Raw genomic sequence first — 11,746 nt, 5'->3', positions numbered from 1 at the left:
ACGCGAAGACGCGCGAGAGCGCGAGAAATGGGCGAGGACAGGCAATGGAACGGCGCCAGGCGGGCATTGAGGCGATCAACTTCTACGGCGGCTCCGCCTACATCGATGTGACGACGCTGGCGAGGTACCGGCAGCTCGACAACGAGCGGTTCGAGAACCTGCTCATGCGGGAGAAGTCGGTGGCCCTGCCCTTCGAGGACCCCGTGTCGTTCGCGGTCAACGCCGCGAAGCCGGTCACGGACGCGATGCCGCCGGAGGACCGGGACCGGATCGAAATGCTGATCACCTGCACCGAGTCCGGCATCGACTTCGGCAAGTCGCTGAGCACGTACGTCCACGACTACCTCGGGCTCAGCCGCCGCTGCCGCCTCTTCGAGGTGAAGAACGCCTGTTTCTCCGGCACCGCCGGGTTCCAGTCGGCGGTCAACTTCATCCTGTCGCAGGTCTCCCCGGGCGCGAAGGCGCTCGTGGTGACCACGGACATGGCGAAGTTCAAGGCCGCGGACGGCGGCGAGGCGCTGTCGGAGGACTGGTCGTTCGCCGAGCCGAGCGGCGGCGCGGGCGCGGTCGCCATGCTGATCAGCGACACCCCGCACGTGTACAGCGTGGACATCGGGGCCAACGGCCAGCACGGCTACGAGGTGATGGACACCTGCCGGCCCATCCCCGACAGCGAGGCGGGCAACGCCGACCTGTCGCTGATGTCGTACCTGGACTGCTGCGAGGCGGCCTACCGCGACTACGAGCGGCGGGTGGCGGACGTCGACTACGGCACCACGTTCGACTACCTGTCGTTCCACACGCCGTTCGGCGGCATGGTCAAGGGCGCGCACCGCACGATGATGCGGCGCATGTGCAAGGCCAGGGGCCAGGCCATCGAGGACGACTTCCAGCGGCGCGTCATGCCGGGCCTGACCTACTGCCAGCGCGTCGGCAACATCATGGGAGGATCCGTCTTCCTGAACATCCTCTCCACCATCTGGCACGGTGACTTCGCCGACCCCAAGCGCCTGGGCGTGTTCTCCTACGGCTCGGGCTGCTGCTCGGAGTTCTACAGCGGCGTGGTCACCCGCGAGGGGCAGGAGCGGGTGCGGGCGATGAACATCGACGCCGTGCTGGACAACCGGTACGAGCTGAGCGTCGAGGAGTACCTGCTGCTGATGAAGGAGAACGACGTGACGGCGTTCGGCACCCGGAACGTCGAGCCCAGGCTCGACGTGATCCCCGAGGTGCTTGAGAGCATCAAGGGCAGCGGGCGGCTGGTGCTCAGCCGCATCAACGAGTTCCACCGGGAATACACATGGATCTGAGCGGCACCCCGGGCGGCGCCTCGCAGCAGGCCCCCGCGGGCACGGGCGTCGTCAGGGTCGAGGAGCCCCACCCGGGCGTGGCCCTGGTGACGATGGAGGACCGGGAGCACAAGAACACCTTCACCGAGGAGCTGCTGACCGGCCTCGGCGACGCGTTCCAGCGTGTCCAGGCCGACGAGCGGTTCAAGGTGCTGGTGCTCACCGGCTACGGCAACTACTTCTCCTCCGGCGGCACCAGGGAGGCCCTGCTCGACATCCAGGCGGGCAAGTCGACGTTCATGAGCGCCGAGGGCAAGCCCAACGTGTACTCCATGCCGCTGGACTGCCCCATCCCGGTGATCTCCGCGATGCAGGGGCACGCCATCGGCGGCGGCCTGGCCATGGGCCTGTTCGCCGACTTCGTGCTGCTGGCCCGGGAAGGGGTCTACGCGGCGAACTTCATGAAGTACGGCTTCACGCCGGGCTTCGGCGCCACCTGCGTCTTCCCGGCCAAGCTGGGGCTGCCGCTGGCGCAGGACTTCCTGCTGACCGCGCGGTCGTTCCGCGGCGCCGAACTGGCGGCGCGGGGCATCCCGTTCGAGGTGCGGCCGCGCGCCGAGGTGGTGCCCGCCGCGCTTGACCTGGCGCAGAACCTCGCGGAGAAGCCCCGCACCTCCCTGGTCACCCTGAAGGAGCACCTCGTGCGGGACCTGCGGCGCGAGCTGCCGGGAGTCATCGAGAAGGAGCTGGCCATGCACCAGGTCACCTTCCACCAGCCCGAGGTGAAGGAACTGCTGATGAGCCGCTACGGCGCGTAGCGGGGGTGGGAGCAGCCAGGCCAAAAGGCACCCAAGGAAACAACAACCGAGTACGAACGAGAAAGCCGAGAACAGCACGCCATGAGCCAGCAGGAGATACTCGACACCCTGGCGTCGGTCTTCGTCGACATCCTCCCGGAGGTCGACAAGAGCGCCATCACCCGTGAGGCCAGCATGCGCGACCTCGGGGCCAACTCCATCGACCGGGCCGACATCATCACCGAGACGATGGAGAAGCTCGGCATCACCGTGCCGATGGTGAACTTCGGCAACGCCAAGAACATCGGCGACGTCGTCGACATCATGGCGCGGGAGGCCAAGCCGTGAAGCTGTCCGGCAAGGTCGCCATCGTCACCGGCGGTTCGCGCGGGCTGGGCAGGGCCATGGTGCTGCGGCTGGCCCAGGAGGGCGCCGCCGTCGCCATCGTCTACGCCAGCGACAAGGACAGCGCCGAGGACACCAGGAGCCAGGCCGAGGCACTGGGCGCCACTGCCCGGACCTACCGCTGCGACGTGTCCGATGCCGAGCAGACCGCCGCCACCGTCAAGGCGGTCACCAGCGAACTCGGGCCCGTGGACGTGCTGGTGAACAACGCCGGCATCATCCGGGACGGCGTCGCCGCCTCGCTGCGCGAGGAGGACTACGACGCGGTCCTCGACACCAACCTCAAGGGCGCCTTCCTGATGATCAAGGCGTGCTACTTCGGGTTCATCCGGCGCCGCACCGGCTCGATCATCAACGTCTCGTCCGTCTCCGGCCTGTTCGGCAACCCCGGGCAGGCCAACTACGCGGCGGCCAAGGCCGGCATGATCGGCCTGACGAAGTCGATCGCCCGCGAGCTGGCCGAGCGGAACGTCCGGTGCAACGCCATCGCTCCCGGCCTGATCGCCACCGACATGACGGACACCATGGCCGAGGATCCCAAGCGGCTGGAGAACGTGCCGATGCGGCGCTCCGGCACCCCGGAGGAGGTCGCGGGCCTGGTGGCGTTCCTGGCCAGCGACGACAGCGCCTACATCACCGGCGAGGTCATCCGCGTCGACGGCGGCATGGCCATGTGAGCCGGGCCGGCCGCCGCTGACGCCGGCCAGCGCCGCACAGCGAGGGGGCCGCCGCGACACCGGTCGCGGCGGCCCCCTGACGCGTGGCGCGGCGCCCCGTTACTGCGGGCCGCCGTTCTCCAGCCAGTGCCGCAGGTCGGCGGGGAGGTGCGCCACGGCCTTCTCGTACACGGCTGTCTCCTCCTTGCTGAGCACGTCCTGCCACTGGCCGCTGCTGCCTTTGTGGAAGAACTCAAAGGACGTCAGGGAGTTGGCGAGCGCCCCCGTCCACAGCTCGTCCTTGCGGGACTTCATCTCCTTGAAGGTGCAGGCCCGCACCAGATCGGGCCAGACCGCCTCGTCGACGGGGATGTCGAGGAAGGCGCTGACGCGGCGCATCTGCCCGTCCAGGTCGTTGAGCATGTCCTGGTAGTGCAGCAGCAGGATGTTGGGCTCATGCCGGTGCTCCCACCACGACGCCAGGTGGTGGCTGGGGGAGTTGTACGGCCAGCCGTCCGACTCCCACGGGAACGCGCTGCGGGTGAAGTACTCCTTCCAGTACTCCCGCACGTCCGCGGGGACGGACGGCAGCTCGGGAGTGTGCACGTCGTCCCCGGTCGCCGGGTCGGACGGGCCGGGGTCGGTCTCCTGTACGCCCCGCGTGTGGTTGTGCGTGGAGATCGCCACGTCCCGCAGGTCGCGGCCCACGACCAGGTAGGAGACCTCGTCGTAGATGGGCAGCGCGTCCATCGGCAGGTGCGTCTTGATGAACCGCCGGTGCTCCTGGAACTCCAGGTTGGCCAGCAGCAGCGGCAGCGGCGCGAACGTGCAGTCCAGCCAGGGGCTGACGGTCATCAGCGGGCCCGGCAGCTTGTCGCTCTGGAAGATCAGCGCGGCGGTGATGCGCTGCGCCCACGTCGTGCCCGTCTTCAGCGGGGTGGAGATGACGATGTCACCGGGGCGCGGCTCGTACTCGTTCCACTTCGTGCTGTCCGTGAAGTGGCTCTTGTAGACGCGCTGCGGCTTGTGACGGAGGGTCACGTTGGCTGGCATGTGGGGTGCTGGCCCTCTCTTGGCTCGGGTCTGCTCGTGAGGTGCGTGCGTGGGGGTGGGGGAGAGGGAAGGACGACGGGGGCGGGGAGCCCGCGGGTCACTCCCAGCGGAAGACGCGCTGCGCCAGGCCGGCGGCCACGACGAGCAGCCCGCCCAGGACGGCGACGGACACCCAGTTGTCGGACCAGGACTCGCCCTCCCACAGCCCCTGGAGGAACTCCACCAGCTGCGTCAGCGGCGAGAACTGCGCGACGTCCCGCACGCCGTCGGGCATCACGTCCAGCGGCACCGCGCCGCCGGACAGCACGATCAGCGGGTAGGTGATGGAGTTGCCCAGCGCCTGCGCGGCCTGCGGCGAGGGCAGCAGGGCGGCGAGCAGGTAGCCGACCGCGAGGAAGGCGAAGACGCCGAGGACCAGCGCGCCCAGCACGGACAGGAAGTTGCCCTGGAGTTCGGCGTCGAACAGCGTCATGCCGAGCACCAGCATCAGCGACACGCTGATCATCAGGATGACGAACCGCACGACGACGTCGGCCGCGATGTAGGCGCTGGGCCGCAGCGGTGTCGCGCGGAAGCGGCGCAGCGCCCCGGTCTCGCGCTGGGAGATGATGTCGGTCGGGATCATCAGGAAGCTGGTGATCGCGATCACGATGGACGTGAACGCCACCAGGTTGGCCTCGATGAAGCCCTTGCCGTCGAACTCCGGCCGCGGGTCGCTGCCGAAGATCGCCCCCATGATGAGGACGAACATCGGGGCGAAGGCGAGCATGAAGAACACCGACGCCGGATCCCGGAGCGTCCGCTTGGTCTGGACGTTGAGAAGCTTGCTGACGGCGCTCACCTGGCCCCTCCCTTCCTGGCCTTCCTGGCCCTCCTGCCGCCCCGCCCGCGGGCGTGCGGCGCGTCGTCGTCGTCCTGCTGCGGCTCCGGCATGTGACGTCCCGTCAGCGCCAGGAACACGTCCTCCAGGCTGGCGCGCTGCGACTGGAAGTCGCCCACGGACAGGTCGGCGTCCGCCAGCACGCCCATCACCCGCTGCGCGAACCGGTCGCCGCCGCCGTGCACGACGACGCGGTCGCCCGTGACCTGCACCCGGGTGACGCCCTCCACGCTCTCCAGCAGCTGGACGGGCGGCTGCCGGTCCACCGTGAAGCTGACGCTGTTCTCGGCGCCGAGCTTGGCGATGAGGTTGGGCACGGTGTCCACGGCGACGATCCGGCCCCGGTCCACGATGGCGACGCGGTCGCAGAGGCGCTCGGCCTCCTCCATGAAGTGCGTGGTGAGCACGACGGTGGTGCCGGCGTCGCGGATGGAGCGGATGACGTCCCACACCCGGTGGCGGGTCTGCGGGTCCAGGCCGGTGGTGATCTCGTCGACGAACAGGATCTCCGGGTTGTTCACCAGCGCCAGCGCGATGAACACGCGCTGCCGCTGCCCGCCGGAGAGCTTCTCGACGTACGCCCCCTCCTTCTCCGACAGCTCCAGGCTCGCCAGGATCCGCCGCCAGTCGGCCGGGTTGCGGTAGAAGGAGGAGAACAGCTCCAGCGCCTCGCCGACCTTGATCCGCGAGGGCAGGGCGGAGGTCTGGAGCTGGAGGCCGGTGCGCTCGCGGACCTCGGTGACGTCCTTCTCAGGGTCGAGGCCCAGCACCTCGATCGTGCCGCCGTCGCGGGACCGCAGGCCCTCGATGCACTCCAGCAGCGAGGTCTTGCCAGCGCCGTTCGGCCCGATCATGCCGAAGATCTCGCCCTGGCGGACCTCGAGGGAGACCCCGTCGACGGCACGCAGATCTCCATAGCTCTTCGTGACGTTTTCACATCGTATGACGGTGTTCATCCCTCGTCCGTGTCCTCCTTGTCCGCCGTCTCGCTAGCCTCGCCCCGGGCTTCCGCGTCCTGCTCGAACTGCTCGAACAGGCCCGTCGCGCCCTGCTGCGACATCCGCATCAGGACGTCGATCTTCATCAGCGCGAGCCCGCTCTCCGGGTCGCCGAGCACAAGGAGTTTGTCGCCCACGCCGATCCCGAGGTCACGGCGGGCCTGCGCCGGGATCACGACCTGGCCGCGCTCGCTGACAGTCACGGCGCCGTAGAAGCCTCTGCCTTTGGGGCCGTATGACGCCTTGTTCTCAGAGCCGTTCTCGGAGTCCTCGCCGTGGGCCATCGAACCCCCTCGTGTGCTATCCAAAGGATGCAAGTTTTGACATGTATATCATGCGCGCCCGCTCGGGCCGGTCACGGTGAAGAGACGGTGGGTAAACGGGCAACGGGCCGTGATGTCACGTCAGTTGTGTGAAAGAGCTGTGGCCGGCCGACGCGGAGCCTCCCGTCACCGGCATCGCGCCACCATTCCCCCTTCGGGTGACATCACGGATCATTCGGGCCAATGGTGGGGATCAACCTGCGTAAGACGCACGACGACAGCGCGAGGTGAGGATGCCCATCGAGTCCCCGTCCGCGCCCGGGACCACCGACGAGCTGGTCCAGGGCGAAAAGATGATCGTGAGCGCTCACACGGGGGGCGTGCTGCTGCCGGACTCCTACATCAACAAGCGCCAGCACATGAAGGCGTTCCGCGAAGACGTCGACGAGCTGCGGGGCCACCACAGATGGTCGTTCACGCGCCTGAGCGACGGCGTCTACGCGATCCAGCACGTCGTCAGCGGCCGGTACGTCGAGCCGCTGCGCAAGAGCGAGGACAGCGCGGTCTACGAGAACGTCCGCTACCAGGGCCCGATCCTGCTGGAGACCGGCCCGATCGCCGAGGCCCGCAACGCCTGGGAGATCCGCCGCCGCGGCGACTACTTCCAGATCGGGCTGCGCGGCACCCGCTACGTCATCGGCCTCACGCACCCGGACCACGCCGACAGCTGGGTCACGCTGCTCGACCCCTGGTGGAGCACCGACCGGCTCTGGCTCATCCACGACGCCACCGGCTGACACCCTGATTCCCTTGTCCCCCTGACCCGCCCGCCGCCCCTGCCGCGCGGCCCCGGCGTCTGGTGCTCACGCCGGGGCCGCGCACCCCCCCGCACTCCGCGTCGCCCCGGCTCAGGATGCGCCGAGCCGCCACAGCCGCTTGCGGTACCGCGCGGGCAGCCGCATGACCTCCAGCCGCGCCCGCGTGTGGTGCCGATCCAGCCGCAGCGCCTGCTCCAGGTCCGCCGCCGCCCCCTTCACGTCCCCGGCGAGCCGCAGCGTCGCGGCCCGGACCGCCAAGGCGCGGACGCAGCCGGGACTGATCGACAGCGCGGTGTTCAGATCGACCAGCGCCGGCTCGATCTGCCCGAGGGAACGGTAGAGGTCACCCCGGCTGGTGAGCGCGGCCTCGTTGCGCGGGTTGAGTTCCAGAGCGCGGTGCAGGTCGGCCTGGGCGGCGGCGGTGTCGCCCAGGGTCAGCAAGGCGTCGCCCCGCCGGGCCAGCACCCAGTCGTAGCGGGGGTTGAGGTCAAGGGCGTGGCGGAAGGCGTCGATGGCCATGCGGTAATCGCCGGTGACGCGGTACACCTCGCCGCGCAGCGCGTGGGCGTAGTCGTTGTGGGGGTTGAGGGAGACCGCGCGGTCCAGGTCGGCCAGCGCCGCCTGGTTCTCGCCGCGCCCCAGGCTCAGATCGCCCCGGCAGGCGAGGGCGTAGTCGTTGTCCGGGTTGAGCGACAGGGCGGCCTGCACGTCCGCCCGCGCCGCGTCGGGCTGGGCCATGGCCACATGCACCATGGCGCGGCGGGCCAGCGCCCAGTCATTGCGGGGGTTGAGACCGAGGGCGTGGGTAAAGGCACCGACCGCCTCGCGGTATCGGCCGGTGACGCGGTACACCTCGCCGCGCAGCGCGTGGGCGTAGTCGCTGCCAGGGTCGAGCGCGACCGCGCGGTCCAGGTCGGCCAGGGCGAGCTCGTGCTCCCCGCGCATCAGGCGGGCGTCGCCCCGCAAGGCGTGCGCCCAGGCGTACCCGGGGTCCAGCTCGATCGCGCGGTCCAGGTCGGCCAGCGCCGCATCGGGGTGGCGGGCGACCAGGCGCAGGTGGCCTCGGCTGGCACAGGCGTAGCCCAGGCTGGCATCGAGGGCGAGCGCGCGGTCCAGGTCGGCGAGCGCACGCTCGTTCTCCCCCCTCACCTTCCACACCTCGGCGCGGAGCGCGAGCGCGGGGGCGTGGTCCGGGCGGAGTGACAGCGAGCGGTTGAGGTCGGCGAGCGCCTCCGCGTAGCGCTGGGCCTCCACATGCGCGATCGCCCGCTTCAGAAAGGAGCCCGCGTCCTCCTGCGGGGCCTCGCCGGCGCCCTTTCCGCCGGCCGCGGCGGCGGGCACGGGCCGCCGGGGGCTGCGGGCCAGCCAGATGCGGCCCTCGGCGCCGAACAGCCAGCGCTGTGGCGTCTGCCCGCTGCCGTGCGCCTGGACGTGCGCGTACGCGTGCTCGTAGGCGTCCTCCACCGAGATCAGGCCGTCGCCGTCCCGGTCGGCCTCGCCCGTGCGCAGCCCGTGCACCAGCCCCGCCGTGAACACCGAGGGCTTCGGCACCCCAGCGTCCGGCAGCGGCTCTCCCTCGAACGAGTACTCGTGCGCCCGCGACGCCGTCAGCACCACGCGTCCCCGGCCCGGCGAGTCCAGCCGCCGCCCCAGATCGAGGCCGCCGTCTCCGCCCGCGCCCTTCGCGCCGCGCGCGAACGCCCCGCTGAAGCAGCAGTCCAGGATGAGGATCTGGCTGCGCGCCCGGCAGTCGTCCAGCTGCTCCAGCAGCCAGCCGGACTCCACACCCGTGGCCGCCAGCAGGTCCTTGCGGGTATCGGTGGCGGCGAAGTACAGGCGGTTGCGCCGGTCCAGCACGCCGTGGCAGGACAGGTACACCAGCAGCAGCTCGGCGGGCTTCCGGCCGGCCAGGAAGTCCGCCAGACAGATGCGCAGTTCCTGCGCCGTCGGGTCGGACAGCGTGGTGACGTCGAAGCCGCCGATGCCCGGATCACCGAGCACTCCGGCCAGTTCCCGGCCGTCCCGGGCCGGCGACCGCAGCCGGGCCAGGGAACCGTCGGCGTACTCCGAGGTGGCGATGATCAGCGCCGAGCGCGGGCCGGGGAGTTCAGCCCCGCGACCGGTGCCGCTCAAGCCACACCTCGATCAGCTCCTCCTGCCGCTCCTCGGAGATGCCGGTCACCTTCAGCACATCGTCGCCGAACTGGATCTCCACCGAGCGCGCCGCGTCCCGCGCCGCCCACCGCCGCACGGCCGCCACCAGCGCCCGCAGCCCCGTGGTCACGCCCAGCCGCACCAGCAGCGAACCCGCCACCGCCCCCAGGCCCTTAGCCCCGGCCGGCCCGTCCGCCGCCCGCAGCGGATCGACGGACTCCACCTCCAGCTGAAGCAGCTCCGCGCGCAACGCCTGGGCCAGCTCGGCCCGTTCCTCGTCGTCGCTGTGCTCGTCCCCGAGAACCCGCACCACCACGCTGGCCACGTCGCCCACCGGCCGCTTCCCCCTTCTCCCGTCCCCACCGACGCGTCGGCCCCCATTATCCCCGCGGGCCCGGCGGCCTCAGATGCCGAACGCCGCCGGATAGCGGATCGTCCCGGCCGGCACCGGCCGGTCCGGGGCCAGGGCCATCGCCATCAGCGCCTCGTCGGGCACCTCGATCGGCGCGCGGATGCCGAAGCCGGACGCCCGGCTGAAGCCGAACCGCGGGTAGTACTCCGGGTGCCCGAGCACGACGACGAGGTTCTCGCCCCTGGCGCGGGCCGCGTCCAGCACGGCGCGGATGGCGGCGGACCCGGCGCCCGACCGCTGCACCCGCGGCAGCACCGCGCACGGCCCCAGCGTCAGCGCCGGCTCGCCGCCGACGTGGCAGCGGGTGAGGAGCGCGTGGCCGACAGGCGTGCCACCGGCGTCGGTGGCGAGCATGGACAGCCCGTCGAGCCACGCACCCGGGTCGGCGCGCAGCTCATCCACGATGCGCGCCTCCTCGCCGGTGGGGAAGGCGGCCAGGTTGATCTCGCGGACGGCGGCGACGTCGCCGGGCGTCTCCGGACGCGTGGCCCAGGCACTGCTCACGGTGGCTCCTTGCTGGCCGGAATCGCTGGCCGGAATCGCTGGCCGGAACGACGGGGCGGCACACCCCGCCCGAACCAGTCTCAGTAACGCACTGCCACCCTAAGCGGCACAGCCGTGGGAAATGCGGCGGGTGCTGATGAGGCCAGCGGTACGTTGCAAGGATGCCAAAACCCGGACTCATCGGAAGCGGGCTCATCGGCAGCACCATCGCCCGGCAAGCGGCCGCGGCCGGCATCGACGTGGTGCTCAGCAACCCGCGCGGCCCGCACACCCTCAGCGGCCTCGTCGCCGGACTCGGCGACCGGGCACGCGCGGCCACCGCCCAGGAAGCCGCCGAGACCAGCGACCTCGTCGTGGTCTCCGTCCCGGTGGCAGCCTACCGGAACCTGCCGGCCGGGCCACTGGCCGGCAAGACCGTCCTGGACACCCTCAACTACTACCCGCTCCGCGACGGCCGCATCCCCGCACTCGACTCGGGCTCCCTCACCAGCAGCGAGCTGGTGCAGCGGCACCTGGCCGGATCGCGCGTGGCGAAGGCGTGCAACACCATCTACTACCAGCACCTGCGCGACCTGGCCCGCCCCGCCGGTGCGCCCGACCGCAGCGCCCTGCCGGTCGCCGGCGACGACCCGGCCGCCCGCCAGGAGGCCACGCGGCTGCTGGACCAGCTGGGCTGGGACACCGTCGACGCGGGCCCGCTGCCGGAGAGCTGGCGCTTCCAGCCGGACACCCCGGCGTACGGCCTGCCGTACATGGCGCACCCGGACGGCGAGGGCGACCTGGTGGCGCGCATCGCCGAGGACCCGGGCGCGCCCGCCCCGGCCGAGCGCATCCGCGCCGCGCTCGCCGCGGCGTAGGGGGCGGCGGGCGGCGCGGCGCCCGCTCAGGCCGCCCCGGGCGACCCGGCCGGGCTGACGGCCTCCACCGCCTCGAGCACCTCGGGCAGCGAGGTCACCCCGTCGGAGGCGAGGAAGTGGCCGGCGCCGGGGACCACCCGCGCGGTCGTGCCGAGCAGCCCGGCGAGCCGGTCGGTGTGCGCCGTCGGCACGAACGGGTCCGCGTCGGACCGCAGCACGGCCAGCCGGCCGACGCGCCCGGCGATCCCCGTCACGTCGCAGCCGTCGCCGATGTAGGAGTCCAGCTGGGGCAGCGCCGGCAGCCGGTCGAGGAACCCGGCGACCAGCACCAGCGCGCCGAGACGCCACGGCCCCGGCAGGGACCGCAGCTGGCGCAGCACGGTCAGGCAGCCCAGGCTGTGCGCGACGACGACCGTGCCCGCGTCCGGCGTTCCCAGCTCCGCCCGCACGGCCCCGGCCCACCTCGCCGGGTCCGGGTCGTGCGGCTCCGGCAGGGCCGGGACCGCGGCCGCCGCGCCGCGGGCCGTGAACTGCCCGGCGAGCCAGCCGAACCAGTGGTCCGCGGGCGTCGCCCCGTAGCCGTGGATGATCAGGGCGCGCTGCGGCCCTTCTCCTCCGCTCGTGATCTCGCTCATGCGGCCGGAGGCTATGCCTTCACAC

At 71.4% G+C, this 11,746-nt stretch carries 14 protein-coding genes; 6 read left to right on the top strand and 8 right to left on the bottom strand.

Features of this window, described 5'->3' with window-relative positions:
• Positions 1-44: 44 nt before the first annotated feature.
• The 4 genes from JK356_RS04385 (at position 45) to fabG (ending at position 3,168) form a co-directional block, all read left to right on the top strand.
• Positions 45-1,310, top strand: coding sequence for a hydroxymethylglutaryl-CoA synthase family protein (locus JK356_RS04385; RefSeq protein ID WP_201866190.1), 1,266 nt, complete (start codon positions 45-47; stop codon positions 1,308-1,310).
• On the top strand, positions 1,301-2,107 hold the full coding sequence (locus tag JK356_RS04380; protein ID WP_201866189.1) for a polyketide synthase: 807 nt from the start codon (positions 1,301-1,303) through the stop codon (positions 2,105-2,107). The genes JK356_RS04385 and JK356_RS04380 overlap by 10 nt, the downstream gene beginning before the upstream one ends.
• 81 nt (positions 2,108-2,188) lie before the next feature.
• Positions 2,189-2,434, top strand: a complete 246-nt coding sequence (locus tag JK356_RS04375; RefSeq protein WP_201866188.1) for an acyl carrier protein — start codon at positions 2,189-2,191, stop codon at positions 2,432-2,434.
• Positions 2,431-3,168 carry a 3-oxoacyl-[acyl-carrier-protein] reductase gene (gene fabG, locus JK356_RS04370; protein WP_201866187.1) on the top strand — a complete coding sequence of 246 codons (738 nt, stop codon included), beginning with the start codon at positions 2,431-2,433 and terminating at the stop codon, positions 3,166-3,168. The genes JK356_RS04375 and fabG overlap by 4 nt, the downstream gene beginning before the upstream one ends.
• Positions 3,169-3,267: 99 nt before the next feature.
• Here fabG and JK356_RS04365 read toward each other — a convergent pair whose 3' ends face one another.
• The 4 genes from JK356_RS04365 to JK356_RS04350 form a co-directional block, all read right to left on the bottom strand.
• Entirely contained in the window at positions 3,268-4,200 is a 933-nt protein-coding gene (locus JK356_RS04365; RefSeq protein ID WP_201866186.1) for a sulfotransferase domain-containing protein, read from the bottom strand.
• 97 nt (positions 4,201-4,297) lie between these two features.
• Positions 4,298-5,041 (bottom strand): ABC transporter permease, encoded by a 744-nt coding sequence (locus tag JK356_RS04360; RefSeq protein ID WP_201866185.1) that lies wholly within the window; start codon positions 5,039-5,041, stop codon positions 4,298-4,300.
• Positions 5,038-6,036 carry an ABC transporter ATP-binding protein gene (locus JK356_RS04355; RefSeq protein WP_201866184.1) on the bottom strand — a complete coding sequence of 333 codons (999 nt, stop codon included), beginning with the start codon at positions 6,034-6,036 and terminating at the stop codon, positions 5,038-5,040. Before JK356_RS04355 ends, JK356_RS04360 begins: the two co-directional genes overlap by 4 nt.
• On the bottom strand, positions 6,033-6,281 hold the full coding sequence (locus JK356_RS04350; protein ID WP_307815399.1) for an AbrB/MazE/SpoVT family DNA-binding domain-containing protein: 249 nt from the start codon (positions 6,279-6,281) through the stop codon (positions 6,033-6,035). Before JK356_RS04350 ends, JK356_RS04355 begins: the two co-directional genes overlap by 4 nt.
• Before the next feature lie 353 nt (positions 6,282-6,634).
• Here JK356_RS04350 and JK356_RS04345 point away from each other — a divergent pair, with 353 nt between their 5' ends.
• Positions 6,635-7,138: an RICIN domain-containing protein gene (locus JK356_RS04345; protein WP_201866182.1), complete on the top strand. Its 504-nt coding sequence runs from the start codon at positions 6,635-6,637 to the stop codon at positions 7,136-7,138.
• A gap of 111 nt (positions 7,139-7,249) precedes the next feature.
• On the opposite strand, the gene JK356_RS04340 is transcribed toward JK356_RS04345, so the two are convergent.
• From JK356_RS04340 to JK356_RS04330, 3 genes are all read right to left on the bottom strand, one after another.
• Positions 7,250-9,292 carry a tetratricopeptide repeat protein gene (locus tag JK356_RS04340; protein ID WP_201866181.1) on the bottom strand — a complete coding sequence of 681 codons (2,043 nt, stop codon included), beginning with the start codon at positions 9,290-9,292 and terminating at the stop codon, positions 7,250-7,252.
• Positions 9,267-9,647: a hypothetical protein gene (locus tag JK356_RS04335; RefSeq protein ID WP_201866180.1), complete on the bottom strand. Its 381-nt coding sequence runs from the start codon at positions 9,645-9,647 to the stop codon at positions 9,267-9,269. The genes JK356_RS04340 and JK356_RS04335 overlap by 26 nt, the downstream gene beginning before the upstream one ends.
• Before the next feature lie 69 nt (positions 9,648-9,716).
• Positions 9,717-10,229 (bottom strand): GNAT family N-acetyltransferase, encoded by a 513-nt coding sequence (locus JK356_RS04330; RefSeq protein ID WP_201866179.1) that lies wholly within the window; start codon positions 10,227-10,229, stop codon positions 9,717-9,719.
• A gap of 161 nt (positions 10,230-10,390) precedes the next feature.
• On the opposite strand from JK356_RS04330, the gene JK356_RS04325 reads away from it, so the two are divergent.
• A complete protein-coding gene (locus tag JK356_RS04325; protein ID WP_201866178.1) occupies positions 10,391-11,086 on the top strand; it encodes an NADPH-dependent F420 reductase in 696 nt (231 codons plus the stop codon).
• A gap of 26 nt (positions 11,087-11,112) precedes the next feature.
• Here the strand turns inward: JK356_RS04325 and JK356_RS04320 are convergent, their stop codons facing one another.
• Positions 11,113-11,721 (bottom strand): alpha/beta hydrolase, encoded by a 609-nt coding sequence (locus tag JK356_RS04320; protein WP_201866177.1) that lies wholly within the window; start codon positions 11,719-11,721, stop codon positions 11,113-11,115.
• Positions 11,722-11,746 lie beyond the last annotated feature (25 nt).

The organism is Streptomyces sp. 7-21 (genome assembly GCF_016741785.1).
In the GTDB taxonomy this organism is placed as follows: domain Bacteria; phylum Actinomycetota; class Actinomycetes; order Streptomycetales; family Streptomycetaceae; genus Streptomyces.
Note: the sequence above shows the minus strand (reverse complement) of the source record. Positions and strands in the feature narration are given on the sequence as shown.